At 35.4% G+C, this 22,265-nt stretch carries 23 protein-coding genes; 15 read left to right on the top strand and 8 right to left on the bottom strand.

Annotated elements, in window-relative coordinates; all coding sequences use genetic code 11:
- The first annotated feature begins 139 nt into the window (after positions 1-139).
- The 3 genes from trhO to KA909_RS11885 all read left to right on the top strand — a co-directional run bounded on the left by trhO (position 140) and on the right by KA909_RS11885 (position 3,682).
- Complete coding sequence (gene trhO, locus KA909_RS11895) at positions 140-1,102, top strand: oxygen-dependent tRNA uridine(34) hydroxylase TrhO (protein WP_210130261.1); 963 nt, start codon at positions 140-142, stop codon at positions 1,100-1,102.
- Between the two features lie 348 nt (positions 1,103-1,450).
- Positions 1,451-2,668 carry an MFS transporter gene (locus tag KA909_RS11890; protein WP_210130260.1) on the top strand — a complete coding sequence of 406 codons (1,218 nt, stop codon included), beginning with the start codon at positions 1,451-1,453 and terminating at the stop codon, positions 2,666-2,668.
- A gap of 36 nt (positions 2,669-2,704) precedes the next feature.
- Positions 2,705-3,682: a choloylglycine hydrolase family protein gene (locus KA909_RS11885; RefSeq protein ID WP_193838791.1), complete on the top strand. Its 978-nt coding sequence runs from the start codon at positions 2,705-2,707 to the stop codon at positions 3,680-3,682.
- A gap of 219 nt (positions 3,683-3,901) precedes the next feature.
- On the opposite strand, the gene KA909_RS11880 is transcribed toward KA909_RS11885, so the two are convergent.
- The gene (locus KA909_RS11880) at positions 3,902-5,278 is read right to left on the bottom strand and encodes an MFS transporter (RefSeq protein WP_210130259.1); all 1,377 of its coding nucleotides are present in this window, start codon (positions 5,276-5,278) and stop codon (positions 3,902-3,904) included.
- A gap of 351 nt (positions 5,279-5,629) precedes the next feature.
- On the opposite strand from KA909_RS11880, the gene KA909_RS11875 reads away from it, so the two are divergent.
- From KA909_RS11875 to KA909_RS11840, 8 genes are all read left to right on the top strand, one after another.
- On the top strand, positions 5,630-6,334 hold the full coding sequence (locus KA909_RS11875; protein WP_193838789.1) for a DUF969 domain-containing protein: 705 nt from the start codon (positions 5,630-5,632) through the stop codon (positions 6,332-6,334).
- Positions 6,327-7,253 (top strand): DUF979 domain-containing protein, encoded by a 927-nt coding sequence (locus KA909_RS11870; protein ID WP_193838788.1) that lies wholly within the window; start codon positions 6,327-6,329, stop codon positions 7,251-7,253. The genes KA909_RS11875 and KA909_RS11870 overlap by 8 nt, the downstream gene beginning before the upstream one ends.
- Before the next feature lie 24 nt (positions 7,254-7,277).
- Positions 7,278-7,916, top strand: a complete 639-nt coding sequence (gene pcp, locus KA909_RS11865; RefSeq protein WP_193838787.1) for a pyroglutamyl-peptidase I — start codon at positions 7,278-7,280, stop codon at positions 7,914-7,916.
- 362 nt (positions 7,917-8,278) lie between these two features.
- Complete coding sequence (locus KA909_RS11860; protein WP_398577034.1) at positions 8,279-9,796, top strand: ABC transporter substrate-binding protein; 1,518 nt, start codon at positions 8,279-8,281, stop codon at positions 9,794-9,796.
- Positions 9,789-10,748 carry an ABC transporter permease gene (locus KA909_RS11855; protein WP_193838785.1) on the top strand — a complete coding sequence of 320 codons (960 nt, stop codon included), beginning with the start codon at positions 9,789-9,791 and terminating at the stop codon, positions 10,746-10,748. The genes KA909_RS11860 and KA909_RS11855 overlap by 8 nt, the downstream gene beginning before the upstream one ends.
- Positions 10,738-11,505 carry an ABC transporter permease gene (locus KA909_RS11850; RefSeq protein ID WP_193838784.1) on the top strand — a complete coding sequence of 256 codons (768 nt, stop codon included), beginning with the start codon at positions 10,738-10,740 and terminating at the stop codon, positions 11,503-11,505. Before KA909_RS11855 ends, KA909_RS11850 begins: the two co-directional genes overlap by 11 nt.
- Entirely contained in the window at positions 11,472-12,245 is a 774-nt protein-coding gene (locus KA909_RS11845; RefSeq protein ID WP_193838783.1) for an ATP-binding cassette domain-containing protein, read from the top strand. The genes KA909_RS11850 and KA909_RS11845 overlap by 34 nt, the downstream gene beginning before the upstream one ends.
- A complete protein-coding gene (locus tag KA909_RS11840; RefSeq protein ID WP_193838782.1) occupies positions 12,232-12,864 on the top strand; it encodes an ATP-binding cassette domain-containing protein in 633 nt (210 codons plus the stop codon). The genes KA909_RS11845 and KA909_RS11840 overlap by 14 nt, the downstream gene beginning before the upstream one ends.
- Positions 12,865-12,936: 72 nt before the next feature.
- On the opposite strand, the gene KA909_RS11835 is transcribed toward KA909_RS11840, so the two are convergent.
- On the bottom strand, positions 12,937-13,599 hold the full coding sequence (locus tag KA909_RS11835) for a CPBP family intramembrane glutamic endopeptidase (protein ID WP_210130258.1): 663 nt from the start codon (positions 13,597-13,599) through the stop codon (positions 12,937-12,939).
- Between the two features lie 156 nt (positions 13,600-13,755).
- Here KA909_RS11835 and KA909_RS11830 point away from each other — a divergent pair, with 156 nt between their 5' ends.
- Positions 13,756-14,574, top strand: a complete 819-nt coding sequence (locus KA909_RS11830) for a CPBP family intramembrane glutamic endopeptidase (protein ID WP_193838781.1) — start codon at positions 13,756-13,758, stop codon at positions 14,572-14,574.
- A 130-nt stretch (positions 14,575-14,704) separates the two neighbouring features.
- Here KA909_RS11830 and KA909_RS11825 read toward each other — a convergent pair whose 3' ends face one another.
- The 4 genes from KA909_RS11825 to KA909_RS11810 all read right to left on the bottom strand — a co-directional run bounded on the left by KA909_RS11825 (position 14,705) and on the right by KA909_RS11810 (position 18,337).
- On the bottom strand, positions 14,705-14,926 hold the full coding sequence (locus KA909_RS11825) for a hypothetical protein (RefSeq protein ID WP_228480654.1): 222 nt from the start codon (positions 14,924-14,926) through the stop codon (positions 14,705-14,707).
- 27 nt (positions 14,927-14,953) lie between these two features.
- The gene (locus KA909_RS11820) at positions 14,954-15,769 is read right to left on the bottom strand and encodes a CPBP family intramembrane glutamic endopeptidase (protein ID WP_193838780.1); all 816 of its coding nucleotides are present in this window, start codon (positions 15,767-15,769) and stop codon (positions 14,954-14,956) included.
- A gap of 102 nt (positions 15,770-15,871) precedes the next feature.
- On the bottom strand, positions 15,872-17,404 hold the full coding sequence (locus KA909_RS11815) for a sodium:solute symporter family protein (RefSeq protein ID WP_193838779.1): 1,533 nt from the start codon (positions 17,402-17,404) through the stop codon (positions 15,872-15,874).
- A gap of 51 nt (positions 17,405-17,455) precedes the next feature.
- Positions 17,456-18,337 carry an N-acetylneuraminate lyase gene (locus tag KA909_RS11810; protein ID WP_193838778.1) on the bottom strand — a complete coding sequence of 294 codons (882 nt, stop codon included), beginning with the start codon at positions 18,335-18,337 and terminating at the stop codon, positions 17,456-17,458.
- A 242-nt stretch (positions 18,338-18,579) separates the two neighbouring features.
- On the opposite strand from KA909_RS11810, the gene KA909_RS11805 reads away from it, so the two are divergent.
- Positions 18,580-19,446: an ROK family protein gene (locus KA909_RS11805; RefSeq protein WP_193838777.1), complete on the top strand. Its 867-nt coding sequence runs from the start codon at positions 18,580-18,582 to the stop codon at positions 19,444-19,446.
- A gap of 68 nt (positions 19,447-19,514) precedes the next feature.
- On the opposite strand, the gene KA909_RS11800 is transcribed toward KA909_RS11805, so the two are convergent.
- Complete coding sequence (locus KA909_RS11800; protein ID WP_193838776.1) at positions 19,515-20,321, bottom strand: MurR/RpiR family transcriptional regulator; 807 nt, start codon at positions 20,319-20,321, stop codon at positions 19,515-19,517.
- Between the two features lie 171 nt (positions 20,322-20,492).
- Between KA909_RS11800 and KA909_RS11795 the strand changes: the two genes are divergently transcribed.
- A complete protein-coding gene (locus KA909_RS11795; RefSeq protein ID WP_193838775.1) occupies positions 20,493-21,164 on the top strand; it encodes an N-acetylmannosamine-6-phosphate 2-epimerase in 672 nt (223 codons plus the stop codon).
- Positions 21,165-21,188: 24 nt separating this feature from the next.
- On the top strand, positions 21,189-21,917 hold the full coding sequence (gene nagB, locus KA909_RS11790) for a glucosamine-6-phosphate deaminase (protein ID WP_210130257.1): 729 nt from the start codon (positions 21,189-21,191) through the stop codon (positions 21,915-21,917).
- A 59-nt stretch (positions 21,918-21,976) separates the two neighbouring features.
- On the opposite strand, the gene KA909_RS11785 is transcribed toward nagB, so the two are convergent.
- Positions 21,977-22,225: a hypothetical protein gene (locus KA909_RS11785; RefSeq protein WP_193838773.1), complete on the bottom strand. Its 249-nt coding sequence runs from the start codon at positions 22,223-22,225 to the stop codon at positions 21,977-21,979.
- Positions 22,226-22,265 lie beyond the last annotated feature (40 nt).

Raw genomic sequence — 22,265 nt, 5'->3', positions numbered from 1 at the left:
AAAACTGAAATATTGAAAGTTATTGTAAATTTGATAAAATAATATAATGTTGATTTTTATAAAAAGATAAATGAATGAATCATTAAATGATATGGCTTGCCTTTACGATAAATAATAATTTTTAGAGGAGAATCAGAAAATGGATTATAGAGTGTTATTATATTACAAATACACAACGATTGATGACCCAGAAACATTTGCTGCTGAGCATTTAGAATTCTGTAAAGCAAACAACTTAAAAGGTCGAATTCTAGTGTCTACAGAAGGTATCAATGGTACGTTATCAGGTACGAAAGAAGATACAGATCAATATATCGAACATATGCATGCAGATGAACGTTTCGCAGATATGACGTTCAAAATTGACGAAGCTGAAGGTCATGCTTTCAAAAAAATGCACGTTCGCCCAAGAAATGAAATTGTTGCACTTGGTTTAGAGGACGATGTTGATCCACGTGTCACAACTGGTAAATACTATTCACCTAGTGAATTTAAAGAAGCATTGGAAGATGAAGATACTGTTATCTTAGATGCACGTAATGACTATGAATTTGATTTAGGTCACTTCCGCGGTGCAATCCGTCCAGATATTACACGTTTCAGAGATTTACCAGATTGGATTCGTGAGAATAAAGACCAATTAGATGGTAAAAATATCGTAACGTATTGTACAGGTGGTATCCGTTGTGAAAAATTCTCAGGCTGGTTAGTAAAAGAAGGCTTCGAGAATGTTGGTCAATTGCATGGCGGTATTGCAACGTATGGTAAAGATCCTGAGACTAAAGGTGAATATTGGGACGGTAAAATGTACGTCTTCGATGAACGTATTAGCGTAGACGTCAACCAAGTTGAGAAAACAGTGATTGGTAAAGAACACTTCGACGGCACACCATGTGAGCGTTACATTAACTGTGCTAATCCAGAATGTAACAAACAAATTCTTGTTTCAGAAGAAAATGAAGCTAAATATCTTGGCGCATGTTCATATGATTGCGCGAAAAATGAACGTAACCGTTATGTAGCTAAAAATAATATAAGTGATGAAGAATGGAATCGTCGTTTAGACAATTTTAAAGACGTACCAGAACACGCACACGCATAGAGGTCTGAACAAAAGCGTTAGGAGACAGTTAAACACTGCCTCCTAGCGCTTATTTTTTAGGCTTAATCTTATTAGGGAGCGGGACAGAAATCATATTTTTCAAAATGTATTTCTTTGTCCCGCTCCCAGTTTGCTTAACTTGTATATTTGCTTGATAAAATGCTCTTTGCTAGGGCCCACCGTCAAGGATGACAAGGTTTGAAAAAACCTAATTCAAGTGCATTTTTTATTCAGTCAACTACTACCAATATATCTTTATAGCCTGAGACACCAATTGATATCCCGTTTTTTTATAACTACCCAATGCTATAATAGTGTAAAAAATCCCTTCTGAAATGTGGTGATTCTATGACAAAGCATAGCAAAGATTTTTACCATTTACTTTATAGTCAGTTATTCGCTAATACTGGTGATATTTTAACGATAGTGGGTTTAATTGCAGTTGTTTATAACATGACATCACAGACGACAGCCGCTTCTTTAATTCCGATTATATTTACTATAGGTATTTTTGTAAGTAGTTTTATTTCAAATTATATTTATCAATACCTTACTCAGAAGAAAGTATTATCTATATTTCAATTTCTTAAACTAGTGAGTTTAGCGTGCATCGCCATTCTATTAATGATAGAAATGACCCCTGCTTTTATATTTATTTTGCTTTTCTTCAATGCTCTTTTTGACGGATTCACAAATCCTATTAAGAACTCAATGATTCCTTTTATTGAGAATAAAGACGCAATCACTTCTGCTAACGCTTTGATGAATATGATGAGCAGCATTGTTCAACTGTCTACTTGGGCATTAGGCGGTGTCTTAATGAGTCTTATCGGTGCAAAGTACTTATTTTTATTTGCATTAATACTAGAAATAGTAAGCTATTACTTTATTTTACGCCTTTCAGAACGTCATGTTTATAAAACAGATAAGGAAACGATTTTTAATAGTTTTAAAACCGTTATCCATGATAACTATCGCAATAAACTAAGTTTATATCTAAATATTTCTATCATTTTTGAATCATTCGCAACAACCATTTGGATTGCAGCAATTATTTTGACTTACACAAGAACTTATTTACACGTTCCTGATTATTGGTTTGGACTGATTAATGCCTTTTTCTTTAGTGGCACAATTATTGCAGGCCTATGGATAAATTATAAAGATCGCTTCTTTACGCAGATCAATTACCCGATTATTATTTACGTTCCTGTGCTCTTAGCATTTATTAATTTAAGCTTTATCCTCCATCATTCAATCATTATTGTCTTATTATTTTCATTATTGATGGGCATTTTCGAAGATATGCGTTACATTTCTTTAAATTCGGTAGTTCAACGTTATACGCCTAAAGAGATTCTTCCTTCTACATACATATTAAACAATTTATTCAGTAGTATTTTCTTCGCTATTGGAACTTTTGTTATATCAATGATCGTTGACTATTATGGTATTATTTGGGCCTATATTATTTGCTTTAGTATGTATATATTAACTTTTATTTTAGGACTCTTTTTCCGAAAATATTTTAAAATTGAAAAACAAAAACAGACATCTTATAATTGATAATAATTCTCACTTTGGATATGGAGGCTATTGTATATGTGTACAGGTTTTACGTTTCAAGCTAAAAACGGTGATGTTATTTTAGGTCGTACGATGGATTATGATTATCCTTTAACTGGTCATCCAGCTGTGCAACCACGTCACTACTATTGGGAATCTCGTGTAGATTATAAAGGGACAACGAAGTATGGTTTCACTGGTGCTGGTTCTGATATGGAAGGGTTTATTTTCGGAGATGGTGTAAATGAGCATGGTCTTGCGATTTCTAATCAATATAACCGTGGCTATGCATCCTATGCGCATGACATACGTGACGGCTTTATCAATATTTCTCAAACCGAAGTATTAACATGGGTACTTGGATATAACCAAACGATTGCCGAACTAATTGAGCAAGCTGATCAGGTCAATGTAGTCGCACATACATTAAATGATATTAATGAAGCACCACCTTTACACTATCATATTTCTGATGCGACTGGTCGTACTGTAGAGATTACATTTGTAGAAGGTCGCATTGTCGTTCATGATAATCCAGTTGGTGTACTAACAAATAGTCCTGATTTAAATTGGCATTACGAGAACTTGAAGAATTATGCGAATGTGACGCCTTACAAGCCACAATATAAACGCTATAAAAATTTATATATTGGCAATGAAAGTGGTACCTCTGGACTACCAGGTGGTTATACCTCAGCTGAACGTTATGTAAGAGCAGCTTATCTTGTAAGTAATATGTTGCCTGACGATGGTGATGATGCGGTGTTGGATGCTTTTAGAATGCTTGATAGCGTTAGCATTCCTAAAGGAGCAGTTCGCCCTTCTGAACATGAATTCCACTATACGCTATACCAAACTGTATTTAACTTAACGTCACGTACGTTATATGTAAAATACTACAATTCTAATCGTATCGCTGAATTACAATTAACAGAGGACTTATTAAATAGCAAGGACTTAGTCATGTTCGATCCTATCCCTCAAGGTTTGACGACCGATAAAGTGAATGAATAGTTTTTTAAAAGCGATCTCAGATGAATATTTACTCAATTTGTTGCGACGCTTTCTTGCGGGAAAGGCTCGTGCCTGTAGTCACTCGTCACTTTCTTTTCCGCCAAGAGTCACGCAACAATATTCGTGATTCATCTCTAGAATTTATTTCTCACTTAAGTACTGTTGCACTTGTGTTCAATATAAAATAAGCGTGGCTGAGTAAACAGTCACGCTTGTTTGTTATGCTTTAACATTTTTAGGGATAAGAATAAATGCCGAAATGAGGCCAAGTACCATAATAATCGCACCTACTAAGAAGGAAATCATTGCTGACATTTCTACTGAGTAGAACTGTTGGCATACTGTAAATACAGTTGTATTTAATGCAATACCAAAGGCGCCCCCAAGTGTAGCACCCATCTTATATAAACCTGTCGCAAAGCTCACTTTTTCTTCTGGCATATTAAACACCGCAATCGTTAATCCTGGTGTTGCTACCAATCCATTACCAATTGCACAAACCACGAATGCGAAGGTTACAACACCAACATACCAACTTGGTGATAAGAATGTACAACTAATTAGAATAATACCAATTGTCGGGAATAATGGTCCTGCAATTAACATGCTTTTACCACCATATTTTTGAATTGCTTTTTCACCTAAACGAATCATTGCAATCGCCATGAAGACGTACGGCACAGTGACTAACCCTGTTTGTGCTTCACTCATGCCAAATTGCTTTTGCGCATAGCCATTGAAGACAACTGTAGTCCCAACACCTGTGTTAAGTACGAAATTATTAATCGTTGATCCTAGAAATGCTCGGTTTTTTACAATCGAGAAATCAATAAATGGTGTGGTTTTGCCTTTTTCAAAAAGATAGAACACAATTAAGGCAATGAGACCAATAGCAGCAACAGATAATGTGAAACGACTCGTCCAACCATATGTAAATCCTTGTGTCATCAGCAACATCAAGCAAGCAATGACGACACCAAAGATGATCATACCTACATAATCAAAAGGCTGATGATTACGTTCTGAACGTGGCGTTTCCTTTCTACGACTTAAAATATAGATTGCGATCACTGATAAAATGATTGAAATTACAAAGATCATTTGCCAACTCAATAAACTAGAAATAAGACCGCCGACATAGGAAGAAAATCCAATTCCGCCAACTGTCGCAATCATCATAAAACTATAGGCTTTTCGCAAATCTTGGCCTTTAAATTTATCTGAAACTAAACCAATCGTTGAAGGCAAGAGTATCGCAGCTGACAACCCTTGAAAAATTCGCCCAATAATTAAAAAGGGTGTTGCTGGCACAATGATCAAGCTAAGACAGCCGATGATACTAAAGATCAAACCTAATATCGTCATTTTAAGGTTGCCGACTTTATCAGCAATATCCCCTGCTCCCACCATGAAAATACCAGTTACAAAAGCGACTAAACTGATTGATAGATTTAATGTTGAATCCGCAGCACTAAACGTCTTTTGAATGCTTGAGCCAATATTAATAAATGATTGCGCAAACAACCAATATGTTAACACTGCAAAACTAGCTGCAATGATTAATTTACCGTCAAACTTACTTTGATGCGATTTCACATCTGACACTTCCTTTACATAATATAATCAATCTCATTAATGATAATTGTTCTCATTTAACCTTAGTTATTATATCATGTATGTAGAGAAAGTATATAGGGTTAATCATCTTTTCTCAGCATGATTCACCGTAACAATAAAATATACAAATTATACACTCTCAAAATATTATTCTTTTTATTTTAAATTCACTTTAATAGCAATTTTAGTTGTGCTAATATTAAGAAAATTACATCTATTAATCATTTATCTATCTTATCTGAGTTAGATTCATTACAGCGTTATTGTAACTTTGAACCTCAGATTTTAGATATTAAATGACAAATTGAATTAATTTTAAGGAGTGGTTTTATGGAATGGATTAAATTGATTGGTATTTTAATCATTATCATCGGCTTCATTCTTAAGTTTGATACAATCGCAATTATTTTAATTGCTGCTGTGGTCACTGGTTTAGTTGCCGGTATGGATATCGTTGAAGTACTTTCAACACTTGGAAAAGCCTTTGTAGATCAACGTCTTGTAACTTTATTTATGCTTACACTTCCTATGGTCGGTTTAATTGAGCGTTTTGGTTTGAAGCAACAAGCTTCTAAACTCATTAGTAACGTTAAGAAAATAACAACCGGTCGCCTTCTCACTTTATATTTAATTATTCGTGAAATCGCCGGCGTAGCTTCTATACGTATCGGTGGACACCCTCAATTTGTTCGACCTTTAATTAATCCAATGGTTCAAGGTGCACTTCGAACACGCTTTAATCTTACTGATAAAGACATCGATGAAAAAGATATTGAAAAATTAAAAGCTGAAGCATCTGCCATGGAAAACTATGGTAATTTCTTCGGTCAAAACTTATTTGTTGGTGCTGCAGGCGTCTTGTTAATGGTTGGGACTTTCCAATCTCTAGATATCAAAGTGAATGCAGTGAGTTTAGTACTTGCTTCAATTCCTATCGCCATCATCACACTTATCTTAGTTTGGATTAAGAATATTTTACTTGATCGTTACTTTAATAAAAAATATGGACATAATGAGGTGAAAAATCATGAGTGAGACAACGTTAAACCATATTTTAGAAATATTTTACATACTTATTGGCCTTCAGTTCCTATATACAGCCTTTCGCGCTTTACGTTCACAAGATAAATCAAAACGTTTAGGTACGGCAGCGTTTTGGACAATTCTAGCTATTTTATTCATAGGCGGGCCTTACATTCCTGACGCAATAAATGGTCTCCTTGTTTTAGCCATGGGTGCGTTAACACTTTTCAGACAAGTTACAATTAAAAATATTATCGATGTCAATGATAAAGAAGTTGAAAAAGGTTCTGCTAAATATGGAAATAAGCTCTTCATTCCAGCAATTGTCCTAGCTGTCGTAGCTGTTGTTGTATCAAACTGGACACCACTTGGTGGTGCAATTGGTTTAGGTATTTCATCAGTTATCGGCTTAATTGCAGCATTACTCATTATCAAACCGAAATTATCTTACACATTATATGATAGTGACCGATTAACACAACAAGTTGGGACAACAGGTATATTGCCACAGTTCTTAGCAGCACTAGGCGTACTCTTTACTGCAAGTGGCGTAGGTCAAGTCATTTCTAAAGGCATTTCATCATTTTTACCTGAGGGTAACCATTTAATTGGTGCCATTGCATATGTGCTAGGTATGGTGCTCTTCACAATGCTTATGGGAAATGCTTTCGCTGCATTTACAGTTATCACAGCGAGTATCGGTATTCCTTTCGTCATTGCTCAAGGCGGAGATCCAATCATAGCAGGTGCACTTGCCATGACTGGTGGTTTCTGTGGAACATTGTTAACACCAATGGCAGCCAATTTCAACACATTACCTGTCGCACTACTTGAGATGAAACAAGAATTTGGTGTCATTAAGGCTCAAGCACCTATAGCCTTAGCACTTATAGTGATTCACATAGCGCTCATGTATTTCTGGGCATTTTAAACAATTCAAAGGAGGAAATGAATAATGAAGATTTTAGTTACAGCATTTGATCCATTTGGTGGGGAAAAGATTAATCCTGCATTAGAGGCAGTAAAGCAATTAGAGGACACAATTGGCAATCATACCATTACAAAGTCAGAAATTCCAACTGTCTTTCATGAATCTAAAGACGTCATTGATAAGGAACTGGCTAAAGGCAATTACGATGTGGTCTTGTCTATTGGTCAAGCTGGAGGTCGTTATGACCTTACTCCTGAGCGTGTAGGCATCAATATCGACGATGCGCGTATTCCTGACAACAAAGGTAACCAGCCTATTGATATGGCTATTCAAGAAGATGGGGCACCTGCCTACTTCTCAAACTTACCGGTTAAAACGATGACTGAAGCGATTAAATCAGCAGGAGTCCCTGCAAGCTTATCGAATACCGCTGGCACTTTTGTTTGTAATCATGTCTTATATCAATTAGGTTATCTCGCTGATAAATCATACCCTGGCTTGTTATTTGGATTTATTCATGTGCCGTTTATCCCAGAACAAGTGACAGATAAATCTGGGAAACCATCGATGTCTATTGAGACAATAGCGAAAGGTTTAACTGCTGCTATTAAAGCCATTTCTAAAGAAGATGATACTAAAGTTGCATTAGGTGAAACACATTAAGCCTGAGACATAAATAATATAATGGAGCTATTTTGCAAATACGCAGTAGCTGACTGAACTGAGAAGGCGCTTTAATCAAGCTTTTCTCAGTTCTAGTCATCCTTGCGGGGGTGGGACAACGAATTTAAAAGCATTCTGTCCCACTCCCTTATTTTTGAAATTGGAAAATCATCACTTATCTATTCACAAATTTATCATTTCAAAGAATTTGTATAGGGTGTATCATATAATAATGTCTATTGATGGAAAAATATTTTTTCATAACTAAACTCTATTATAAAAAATAATGATGAATACAATGGAAAGAAGGTAAAACATTGAAAAAGCGCATATGCTATTCGCTCTCTATGTGCGCGATGCTTATGTTAAGTGGTTGTGCTCAACATCATAATGATGACAGTGAGGTAAAAGTCTCGCTCCCCCGTGAATTTAATACAAAACAACTTGATGCACAAGGTTTTGATGCCCCTATGCCTGTGTACAATGCCATCTATCAACCGCTCGTGACTTATGGTGAAAATGGCAAGATTGAACCTGGACTTGCTACATCATGGGACGTTTCAGAAGATGGTAAACACTACCTTTTTCACTTGAAGCACAATGTAAAATTCAATGACGGTTCTGAATTTGATGCATCGGCTGTTAAATTTTCGATTGAACGTGCGAAGGCAACAGATACAACAGATCCTATGGAAACGTTAGATAAATTAAAATCTGTCACAATAAAGGACAAACATACCGTTGAGATTGAATTAAAATCGCCATCAAACCAAGTGCTAAATGAGTTGTCTCAAGTTAGACCGCTCCGCATTATGAGTCCACATGCAGTTAAAGATGGCAAGACAACTGGTAAATTTGAGAAAGCAATCGGCACAGGTCCATTTAAAGTTGCAGATTCAACCAATGAAACTGTGAGCTTCAAACCAAATACATATTACCGTAATGGCCATCCCCTTAACTACAATCTAACATTTCAATCGATTGAGGATAGCGATTCAAGACATTTAGCGATTGAGAGTCATTCTATTGATATTACGGGTGGTTCCTTAGGTCAAATGACGCCACAACAAGTAAAAGAGTCGCATAGAAACAAAGCGCTATCTGTACATACGTCGCCAAGTACAGAAACGCAATTTATGGGATTTAACCCACAGCATAAACGTTTACAAAGCAAGACGATGCGCGAGGCAATTAGCAAAGCAATTAACACAGATGACTTATCACCGAACAAGAAATTGAAAGGTCTATTTCAACAACATGTTCAATACGTCAATTCAAATAATCAGTCTGACCATGATTACGACCCTTCAACATCTCAGTCACTCATCCGTTCTTTAGGTTACAAGATAAACGATGATGGTTATTTTGAAAAGGACGGCCGTGTACTGTCATTTAAACTCGCTCTACAAACCGATGAATTTCCAGAATGGAAGACGAAAGCGGAAATTATGCAACAAGACCTTAAAAAAGTAGGTATTAAACTCGATATTAATATTTTAGATTCACAAACATATTATGAAACATTAACGGTGCGTAAAGATTTTGACCTCATTTATTATCGAACATATACGAATGCATTAATGCCATACAATTTCTTGAATGCACGATTTAAACAAGATGGTACGCGTCCCGGTGTGTTTGCAGACGATGCCACTTTAACATCTATGATTCATCAATTCCCGACGATCATCAATATGCGTGACCGACAACATGCGTTTGATAAGCTATCATCTTATATTGACCGACAATATCTCATTGTCCCAATTTCCTATCCTAATGAGACATTTGTAACCAGTCCTAAAATCAAGCATTTCGAGTTCTCAGGTCAAACAGATGCACCGCTAAATTATGATAAGTTGAAGGTGTCAAATAATGACTAACATCGTAAAACATTTCATCCGACTACTCATTTATTTAATCATTATTTCTTTTGTGCTCTTTCTTCTTTTGGAGAACACAACTGGCAATCCTGCCGTTCAATACTTACAAGAACATGGTGTCGCTCAAATTACACCTGAACGTATCAAAATGGCTCAAGATAAACTCGGCTTAAGCCAGGCAATGCCTGTTCGCTATGTACAATGGTTAGGTAATGTCTTCACAGGCGATCTTGGTATGAGTTTTAGCAATGGTGAACCTGTAACAGATCGTATTTCCCAGGCAATTACACCAACGATTAAACTAATTATTGGTTCAGCTATCATACTGTTTCCTATTAGTTACGTCATCGGTTATCTATGTGGCAATCATCCACGACAAAATTGGTCAGTCGTATTAACTCGTATTGCTCAAGTGATAACATCATTACCAGAATATTGGCTAGCTATTATTTTCATTTATTACTTTGGTGTGAAATGGCATCTGTTCCCCTTTGTAGGAAGTAATAGTTGGGAATACTTTGTTCTTCCAATTGTTATACTCGTTCTTGTAGAAGGTAGTCATATGTTGCTATTAAGCAGTCACCTTTTTGAGAGCACCTTACAAAGTCAACCTTTCCAATTAGCCCAATTGCGTCGGTACAAATTAAAGGATCGTATTTACGTACAGGTAAAAGAAATATTAGCGCCACTCATGACGATTACCATTAATAATTTTATTCATTTATTTAGTCGTGTGATCATTTTAGAAGTCATATTTAGTATTTCTGGATTAGGTAAATTACTCATCAATAGCATTAATTTGCGTGACTATCCTGTGATTTTAGGCATTTTAATGATGATTATTACTTTTATAATGGTGCTTAATTTCTTCGGCGATGTTTTACTTGAGAAGAGTGATCCACGTCTAAGATTGTCAAGAAAGTCAGGAGGCCGAATTACATATGAAGATTAAACATTGGATATGGCCTATCGTGGCAGTTATTTTAGTCATACTTGCTACACTGCTCTATGATAAAGCAAATATGATTCATCAATCTGAGGCACTATTGCCGCCGAGTCTGCACCACCTGTTAGGTACTGATCATTTAGGTCGTGATTTCTTCACACGCTTATTTGTAGGCAGTATGGTTACACTCGGTTTAACAACGCTTATTATTTTTGGCACCGTGGTATTAGGCCTTGTATTAGGACTAGCAGCTGCACTGATTGGTCGTTGGCTGGATGCGTTATTAATGGCACTTGCCGATATGTTGATTGCCTTACCATCTATTATTATCGCCCTTGTGGTATTAGGTTTTATCAATAACTCAATTATCGGTTTATGCCTAGCCTTGATGATTGGCTGGTTAGGACGCTACTTACGTTACTTTAGAAATTTGGCACGTGATGTACAAACGCGACCATTTGTTAAATTCGCATCTTTGAGTGGTCTTACGAAGACACAAACAACGATACACCACATTGTTCCACACCTTATACGTAACGTAACTGCATTAATCACTGCAGATTTTGGTAAATTAATGCTTAGTATTTCTGGATTAGCTTTTATTGGATTAGGCGTAAAACCGCCGTTGCCCGAATTAGGTGCAATACTCTATGACGGTAAGAGTTACTTTTACTCAGCGCCTTGGTTATTCTTCTTTCCAGGACTATTGTTAGGAGGTTTCGCGCTCATATGTCAAATACTCAATCGTCGATACACACGTTAAACACGTTATTAAAGTTGAACAATGTCTCCGTTTATGATGGCCATCAAGTATTATTGAAAGATATCGATTTTAATGTCACAGAAGGTAGCTTTCATTGTTTAGTTGGGGAGAGTGGCAGTGGGAAATCTTTACTAGCACGGACGGCTTTGAATATGTGCCCTCCACATTTAAAATATCAAGGTCAAATCGATATTGATTTAAATAATACAGATGCCATGTTCCAAGATACCAATAGTAATTTCTTCCAAAACGTACGTATCCAAAAGCATTTTGATGCCCTGTTTGATGCATTGCATACGCAATGGTCTCGACAGCAACAACATGAATTTGTATGCCGCCAATTTAGACATTTAGGTTTAGAGCATCCAGAAGCTTTACTTCATGACTATCCTTTTCAATTGAGTGGTGGTATGGCACAACGTATTGCGTTAGTGATGTCAATTGTAAGAGAAGCCGAATTCTTGATTGTAGATGAACCAACTAGCGCATTAGATTTTGACAATCGCAATCACTTAATGAAATTATTACATCATGTTGTCGAAGCACATCATATGACACTCTTATTTATCACGCATGACTTAAGTTTAGTGATGAATTACGCAACACATATTAGTGTGATGCGTAACGGACAAATAATTGAAAGTGGCAAGGCTGAAGAGATTTTAGAGAACCCTAAACACCCATACACTCAACAATTAATTGAATTGGCACATAGGAGATATCGATATGTTGCAGATTAAATCTTTGAATAAAACATTTTCTGAAAAGCAAATTTTTAAAAACTTTAATTTCGAACTTAAAAATGATGATCATTTAATTATTAGTGGTACAAGTGGGAGCGGTAAGTCGACACTCGCACAAATCATTGCTGGTTTGGATGATCGTTATGAAGGTATCATAAGCTATAAAGAGATGACACTCGGACACGTGTCACGTCACGACTGGATGAAACATATTCAATACGTTCCGCAATATAATGCCAATACATTAGATCCTAAAAAAACTGTTTCATGGGTTTTGAAACAACCTTTAAAGCACTTTAATATTCCTAAACGTCTACATGACGATAAGATTTTAAGTGTCATCGAACAATGTCAACTCGACAAACGTTTATTATCTAAAAAAGTGTGCACTTTGAGTGGCGGACAATTTCAACGCTTGTGGATTGCGAAAGCCCTACTCGTTGAACCTGAGATATTAATTTTGGATGAAGCTACAACGAATCTTGATGTGATCAATGAAGACATCATTATTCAAATGTTACGAAATTTGAATACGTTACAGCTTATTATGATTACACATGATCCTTATTTATTAGACAGCCTTCCTGGTAAACACTTAAAAATCGAGCATATTTAAGTTAAAAAGCAATGCCTATCAAAACTTAGGCATTGCTTTTTATTGCGTATATACTATGTAATTAAAGTATTTCTACCAAAAATAATTTTGAAATGTAGCTAATATATTACCAAGCATGTGTATGATAATAGGTATTTCGAGCCGTTTTGTTGTTAAATAGGCAATAACGAAAATGAAACCTGAAAAGCCGTAAATAAACCATTCACCTATGTTGCTTGGGCCATGAGCGCCAGCGAATAAAATAACAGATACTATGCCACCAACTATAGGCGCACCTCTAAAGATACCTTTAATTAACAATCCTCTAAATATAATTTCTTCTAAGATAGGACCTAAAATACCTATCGCAATGAGTTGTAAATACAGTGGTACATTGCGGTAACTTTCCTCTAACTCCTTTTCATTCCCTGTTGTAGGCATGAATTCAAAATAAATATAATCTGCACCATTGGCAAGAATGAATCCAATGATAATGATTAGCCATTGCTTTTTAGTAATTCGACTAAATTCAAATAGCTTCAACTTACTTAATTTTAAAATTAGAAATGCAATAATGACCCCTACAATAGCAATCCAAAAATATTTTGGCTTCTCTACTAAAAATATAACCATTGATTCGGCAACAAATAAAATACAAATTAAAAATAGAGATTGTAATAGCAACTTCCAATAAGGTTTTTGAGAAATTTGGAAATCTCCTGTTATATGGTCATGTGACATTTCATCTTTAGACATAGTTAGCCTCCTAAACATATAATTCGAAATGTTAATTTTTAGTTAAGATAACGCATTTTTATGAAGTGACCTACAATAGATGTCAAATATATGTTACATTTAAATAGAAGTATTCATTTTCAAGATTTTATATTTCTAGACAAAGGTGGGCTTATTATGACGAATCAACAGAATCTGAATACAAATGCTAATGTAACCACTTCCTCAAATGAAGCTTTGACATCTAAGGAGCATATACATATTGAAGAACGTCGTCCAACTGGTAATAAGTTTGTGCGTGCCCTCATTTTCATAGGCTGGATGTTACTGATTCAAATTCCGATAGCTAGTATCATGTTTATCTATAGCTTTTCTATTTATATAGATACATTGACTGGTACATTAGTAACCATCATTTATTTATTAATCGCTGCTATAGTGATATGGCTTGTTAGAGGCTATTATAAACGTCATACGTATGAAGAACCTAAAAAACTCACAGGCAAAGCGATTGCGATTAACATTGGTTGGGCCGTACTTCTTAGAATCATCGTTATAGGTATGTCATATTTAATGTTATTTGCTACAGGTTCGATGCAAACACAAAATGACAAAATGTTATTAGGTGATATGAATGCGGCTAAACCAACACCTGATCAATTAGGGCAAGTCTTTCCGCTCATTATCTTCGTACTTACGATTACATTTGTAGCACCTTATTTAGAAGAACTTGTTTATCGTGGCATCTTCAAAGAAACATTATTTAAACGTACACGATTCTGGTTACCATTGATTTTATCATCCCTTATCTTTGCTTCTCAGCATGGTATTTCAAATTGGGTAGCTGTTCTAATGTATACGATGATGGGCATGATATTCTATCTTGCTTACCATCGTCGTGGTAACGTTAGAGATAGTATGATGGTTCACATGATTCATAACGGTGTGAGTGGCATCATGATTTTAGTAAGTTATTTCATGGTACTTTTTAGTTAAACATAAGTGTCTGAAGCTAGTTCTACCATAACAAATAATGTCGCTCTTTAATCTTAAATCTTTCTTAATTTAGAAATGATTCTTTACACAGAAAAAGCAGGACTTCATTCCATTGAAGTCCTGCTTTTTCTTATTTATCAAATGCAATGGTTTTAATGTTTTTCTCTTTCAAGAATTTCTCAATTTCGGCTTGTTCTCGACCATTCGCAATCACCTTATCTTTATTGACATCAAGAATATTTTTTAACGATGCATCTTCATCTAAATTTAACGCACGTTGATTTGTTTGATATGTTGCTATCATATAATTACTTATCTTTTTAGTGTATTGTTCATATGCTTTATTAGGCATTTGATTATTTTTTTATGTCCCACTCCCTTATGCTTGCTTTCGCTTAATTGTTAGTAAAATTAGAATAACGCATACATATCCAGCGATGGATATCACTGATGCTTCATAACCAAATTGATTGCCTGTTATAGCTATGTTCTTAGTATGTACGACATACTGCCATATGCTATACTGGCTTTCCTTTTCAGTGATGAATACAATTTGGGATAAATTCCAGCAAAAATGTAACGTAATGCTTGCCCAAATGGTATTGAATGTATAAGTCGCTAAACCAAACATAATACCTACTAATGAACCACTAATTAATAATAAGAAGAAACTAGTTACATTTAGTCCACCGTTTAACAAATGAATGGCACCAAAAAAGATTGCCGTGGAAATAATGGCAACGTTGATATTCGTCTTCTTCTCAACATATCCCATCAAGAAACCTCTGCATACCATTTCTTCAACGATTGCGCCACCAATGGCTGTTACAAAGATAGACCAGAAAAACGTGTGCAATGTATCATTCAAAGTACTAAAATGATGTACGATGAAATCACCTGGTACAAAGATGAAATATACCGCATAAACTGCTACTGGTAAGCCTATACCTAATACCACATAGATGATATTAAATTTAGGTTTCGTAATACGATACGCTTTTAAATGATCTTTAAATACACGCATTATGAATAATCGAATAACGAGAAATGCAAAGATAACATATAATAATCCTTGTAGAATAGCGCCTATACCTAAAAATGGAATTAAGTCACTAAAGATGGATGCAATGCCTTGCGTAATGCTCATGATTAGTAGTGCTAGAATAAACATACCTATAATCTTTAATAATTTCATGATGATACCTCTATTTTCTTATAATCATCTTTATATTAGCACAATGTTAATGGCATAAAATACGAGTCGAACAAACCTGTTGTCCAACTCGCATGCAAAATATTATTTTTTCTCTACTACTTTAGAGATATATGTTGATGGTTTATCTTTATCGAAGATTGTTAATCCAGTAATATCTTTCGCATTTTTAGCTGGTACAACCAGACTTACTAAGTAGCCAAAGACGAAGGCCACGACGAAAGAAATAATTGATACATAGAATGGTGAGTTTCCGCCTCCAACACCATTGAGTAAGTATGCGATCACTACGCCTGTAACTAAACCTACTAAGACGCCAAATGTGTTGGCACGCTTCGTAAAGATACCTACTGCAAAGATACCAGCCAGTGGTACACCAAATAATCCAGTGATTAATAAGAATAAATCCCATAAGTTATTCGAATCAGCAGCAATTAAGTATATTGAAATACCATAACTTAATAAGCCTGCCACAACAATGACTAATCGTGCGAAGTTAACTTCTGCTTTGTCTGCCCCTTTTCCAAAGAAGCGGTGTTTAATATCTTCCGAAATACATGCTGAAATTGAGTTCAAGCTTGATGAAATCGTTGATTGTGCAGCTGCAAATATAGCAGCAATCAATAACCCACCTACAAATGGTGGCATTTCAGTTAGAATAAAGTACGGCACGATTGATGATGTATTGAATCCTTTAGGTAAGACTTGTTCATGTTGATAGAATGAATACATCATTGTTCCCATACCATAGAAGATAGGTGCAGAGATTAACGCTAATACACCATTGGTCCATAATGATTTCTTCGTTTCGTCCATTGAATCTGATGCTTGATAACGTTGAACAACATCCTGACTCGCAGTATATTGGTGTAAGTTGTTAAAGATATTTCCAAGGAAAATGATTGGAATCGCAGCCGCTGCTGAATTCAATTTCCAGTTATCTGCACTAATAATTTTCTTGTTGGCGATTGCGTCACTAACAATGGTGCCTAAACCACCTTTAATTTCAAAAGCACCGATGATAATAATCAATAATGCCCCGCCAAGTAAGATAACGCCTTGAATAAAGTCACTCCATACAACGCCCTCGAATCCACCTAAAAACGTATAAAGAATACATAAAATCCCTACTAAACTAGCTACGATATATGGATTCATATCAGATACTGCTGTAATGGCTAGTGTCGGTAAATAAATTACGATAGCGATGCGTCCCAAATGAAAGATGACAAATAATAATGATCCAATGACACGAATACTTGGACCAAATCGTGCTTCTAAATATTCGTACGCTGATGTTACACGTAACTTTTTAAAGAATGGTACATAAAAAGCAATTAAAATTGGAATAATTGCGACAATCGCAATATTACCAGCTATGTATGCCCAATCCGTTAAAAATGCTTTTTCTGGTGTAGACATAAAGGTAATGGCACTTAATGTTGTCGCATAAATTGAGAAACCAATGGCCCATGAAGGTAAGCGACCACTTGCCGTGAAGAAACTATCCGTATCTTTACCAGCTCTTTTAGTAAAATACGCTCCAATTAATAACATAATGACTAGATAACCAATAACAGCTACCCAATTCCATGCCCCAAAACCTACTTGATGCATAATCAACACCCCTTGTGCTTCATATTCTGTTGTTAAATCGTCTCAGTTTGCTTATAAATCATATTGCTTAATTAAAGTGTCTAATGCGTCACGATGTGTTTCATCAAATGGTTTGAATGGACGTTTAGGTAAGCCGCCATCGATACCACGAGACTTTAATATTTCTTTTAATGTTGGATAAATGCCCATACCTAATACTGTTTCAATGATGTCATTTGAATCGTGTTGTATTTGATAGGCTTCAGCAATTTTACCTTCACGTGCTAAATCAAAAATTTGTCGTGCACGGCGACCATTCACATTGTATGTAGAACCAATCGCCCCATCGACACCTGAGATTGTGGCTTGAACTAACATTTCATCAAATCCTGATAATATGAGCTTATTAGGGAATGCTTTACGAATTCGTTCTAATAAGAAGAAATTAGGTGCAGTGTATTTCACGCCAACAACTTTCTCATGGTTAAATAGCTCGCCAAATTGTTCAATACTGATATTGACACCTGTTAAGTCAGGGATTGCATAAATAATCATATTGTTTTGCGTTGCTTCGATAATATCGAAATAGTATTGCTTAATTTCTTCAAATGAGAATGGATAATAGAATGGTGTAACTGCTGATAATGCATCATAACCTAATTCAGTTGCATATTTCCCTAGTTCAATCGCTTCATTTAAATCTAATGAGCCAATTTGCGCAATTAAGTTCACATCGTCTCCAACAGTTTCTTTCACAACTTTAAAGATTTGTTTCTTTTGTTCTTTACTAATTAAGAAATTTTCTCCAGAACTACCATTCACATATAAGCCATCGAGTTTTTCAGTTTCAATCGCATTTTTGGCGATTTGTTTGAGCCCTTCTTCTTTGACTTGGCCATGTTCATCAAATGGTACAAGTAATGCGGCATATAAACCTTTTAATTTATCTTCCATGTCACGTTCCTCCAAACCAATTTTTATTCAAATTCATTTTTATAAACTTTGAGATAAATTCAATTACAATAAATTTCTATTTACACTTCGAATTGTAAACGCTATCATTTTCTTAAACAACTACTTTTGAAAAGATTTAACAAAATATTCTAAAATTAGTGAAAATATTTTTCAAAAGGAGGGATGACGCTTACTTCGATTTGAAGTGTCGTTATAATAAAGACGAATAAGGAGGTACCTCAATGTATAAAATAGCTGTAGATATAGGTGGAACAAATATTAAAGTAGCAGTCATTAATGATGATTTAGAAATGATTGATTATCAAAAGATTAAAACGCCAGACAATATAAATGTACGTATAGTAGATAAAGCGTATGAATTGGTAGAAGGGTTTATTAGCCAATATCAACTTAACAATCCATTTATTGGCATTTCAAGTGCTGGCGTCGTTGATTCGGATTTAGGACAAATTATTTATACCGGTCCGACCATTCCAAATTACGACGGTACGCAATTCTTCGAGGTCTTTAAAGATTTATCGTCTGATATCGCTGTCTATAATGATGTGGATGCTGCATTATTAGGGGAACTCAAACTCCACCATTATGAAGAGGATAATATTTTTTGTTTAACTTTAGGCACTGGTATTGGGGGTGCATTTTATAATTCAACACTTGGTATATATCAAGGGTCACGTCATCGCGCCAATGAAATTGGTTATTTATTGTATCGACAAGAAGATGGTAAAACATTCGAGCAACGTGCCTCAACTTCCGCACTTAAAGCCCTAATGACGGTACATCAGTTTGAACACGGCACCGACGTACCTAAGTTATTTGATTTAGCTGAAAAGGATCATCAAGATGCTATTCACATTCTTGATCAATGGAGTCATTATGTTGCTGAAGGTATCGCACAAATTCAAATTATGTATGATCCAAGTCTTATTCTGATAGGTGGTGGTATTTCATCTCAAGGTGACACATTACTTAAATACATCGAACCTAAAATCCACCACTATCTACCTTCTGATTACGGCATTGCTAAGTTACAAACCACTCAAACAGAAAACCATGCCGCATTATTTGGTGCAATCACTCATCTATAAGGCTATAACGTTAGACGTGGGATACAATTTGATGCATTCACATTGAATACTATCCCACGCCCCCTTTTTCATTCTTTCTCATCACCTAAAATAACATGCCGCGTTTGTTGATACACGTGATGCATATGCGTGTCATTAAGTAGTATATAGCTGACTAAATCTAATAAAAAATGTGTCGCGATTTGTGAGTTAATAAATTTCGAATCATTGTTGCTGGATTGCGCAGTCGTAATTAATACTAAATCTGCATTCTTAGTGAGCATACTACCTTCAAAGTTGGTTATCACAACCACATAGGCACCCTGTTTTTGCGCAATCTTCGCAGCTTCAATTAACTCTAACGTTTCACCACTATTTGAAATAGCGACAAACATATCTCTCGATGACAATAGCGATGCAGAAATCTTCATTTGATGTGCATCTGTCGACACAGATCCTTTAATGCCCATGCGCATCGTTCGATAATAAAATTCACTTGCCGTTAACCCTGAACTTCCTAATCCCGCGAAATTGGCTTGGCGACATGTCTTCAAATTATGTGCTAAACGCTTAATCTTTTCCTCGGAAATAAATTCACCCGTTTGTTGAATAATATTTTGATGATAACGATGAATCAGTTGAACAAGTGGCGCATTTTCAACTACTTTTTCTGATTTTTCATGTTGCAAATTAAATTTCATATCTTGAAAGTTGGCATAGTTCAATTTCCCACTAAATCTTGTGATTGTAGCTGGTGATGTCCCTATGGCATAGGCTAAAGAATTAATCGTTGAGAAATTTTCATCTAGTTCATGTGTTTGTATGTAGTCGATGATTTTTTTATCCATTTTCGTTAACAAATGACGGCTTCGCTGAATACGATTTTCAAATTTCATTACATCACCTCGTAATTAAGTTAGTTAAACTGTAGTATATTTGAAAATATTTTTCAAATGCGATTTATAAATTGATAAATATTTTCTTAATGTTATGATATGAATGAATAAACGAATCAATTACAATGCTATTTCTATTTACAATTTTGAAAAGACGGAGCGTGTTTAAAAATGTTACCAAACGGATTAATCGTGTCATGTCAGGCGTTACCTGACGAACCATTGCACTCATCATTTATCATGTCAAAAATGGCGCTTGCCGCTTATCAAGGTGGTGCGGTTGGTATTCGTGCTAATACGAAAGAAGATATTTTAGCGATTAGAGAAGAAGTATCATTACCGGTTATCGGAATTGTAAAACGAGATTATGAAGGTTCAAATGTATTTATTACCGCAACTTCTAAAGAGGTTGACGAATTAATCGAAAGTGGTTGCGAGGTCATTGCTTTAGATGCCACTACCCAATCGCGTCCTAAGGAGTCACTTGAGGCATTAGTTCAATACATTCGAGAGAAAGCACCTCATGTTGAAATTATGGCCGATATTTCAACAGTTGAAGAAGCCGTTAACGCAGATCAGTTAAACTTTGATTACATTGGCACAACATTACGAGGGTATACGTCTTATACAAAGGGACACATTCTCTTTGAAAATGATTTTGAATTCTTGAAAGAAGTATTGCAAAAGGTTAATGCCAAAGTGATTGCTGAAGGAAATGTCATTACCCCTGAAATGTATAAAAAGGTAAGCGATTTAGGCGTACATTGCACGGTTGTTGGCGGTGCAATCACACGTCCTAAACAAATCACTGAACGTTTTATAGAAGCTGTCCAACAGAAATAACATCTTAATTTGGAGGCATAAATCATGAAAATAACAAACTTAGTAGACAAAAAACTGGCGAGTGATTATGTTGCCATTGAACTATTGAAACTGACTAAAGACAAACCTGATGCGATATTAGACCTTGCTACTGGTGGCACGATGACGGATGTCTATCCCCGCTTTTCAGAATTGCTATCAGCCAATCACGTTGATTTAGCAAATGTTCAAACGTTCAATTTAGATGAATATGTAGGTTTAGAACCTTCGCATGCTCAAAGTTATCATACGTATATGCATGAATTATTATTTGATCACAATGATAGTTGGAATGAAGATCACATTCATATCCCTCAAGGGCATGTTGATCATTTAGAGGAGGAAGCACGACGTTACGAAGCACGCTTGAAGCAAATAGGTCAACCAGACATTCAATTATTAGGTATTGGTGAAAATGGCCATATCGGTTTTAATGAGCCAGGCACATCCTTTGAAAGCGAAACACGTGTCGTTGATTTAACCGAATCGACGATTAATGCCAACAGTGTGCATTTAGATCATATTGATGATGTACCTAAACAAGCTGTATCAATGGGATTAAATTCCATCATGCGTGCGAAACGAATTATACTCTTAGCATTTGGTGAACGTAAACGTGATGCGATTCATCAATTATTAAACAGTGAACCAACTGAGTCATTACCTGCATCGATCTTACATCAACATCCTAATGTAGAAATCATTGTTGATGACACGATTTTCAAACAGTTATAGTATCTTATCCTAAATAATACAAAAAAAGAAAGTGGAGATTACAATCCACTTTCTTTTTTTTATGAATGCTTAAATAATTTTAAAATTAAATACATAATAATGCTGATAATCGCAATAATTGAGAAAGTAATTAAGAATATTAACTCTGTTTGATGGAATTCAAACGCTAAAGTAAAATGATTAAAACTTTTGAATGTGCTATATACAATAAAATTAAGTACGATTACTGCAAGTAACGCAATAATTGATAGCCATGCTAACCAACTAAAGAAATGTTTAGCATTTGGGAATCTAAAGTCATTATTCATGTATGGACACCTCTTTTCCGTCGCTTGTGTTTCGTATCAA

This window comes from Staphylococcus sp. GDX8P54P (assembly GCF_017893165.1).
Classification (GTDB): Bacteria; Bacillota; Bacilli; order Staphylococcales; family Staphylococcaceae; genus Staphylococcus; species Staphylococcus borealis.
The sequence above is the reverse complement of the archived record's forward strand: the minus strand, read 5'-3'. Positions and strand labels throughout refer to the sequence as shown.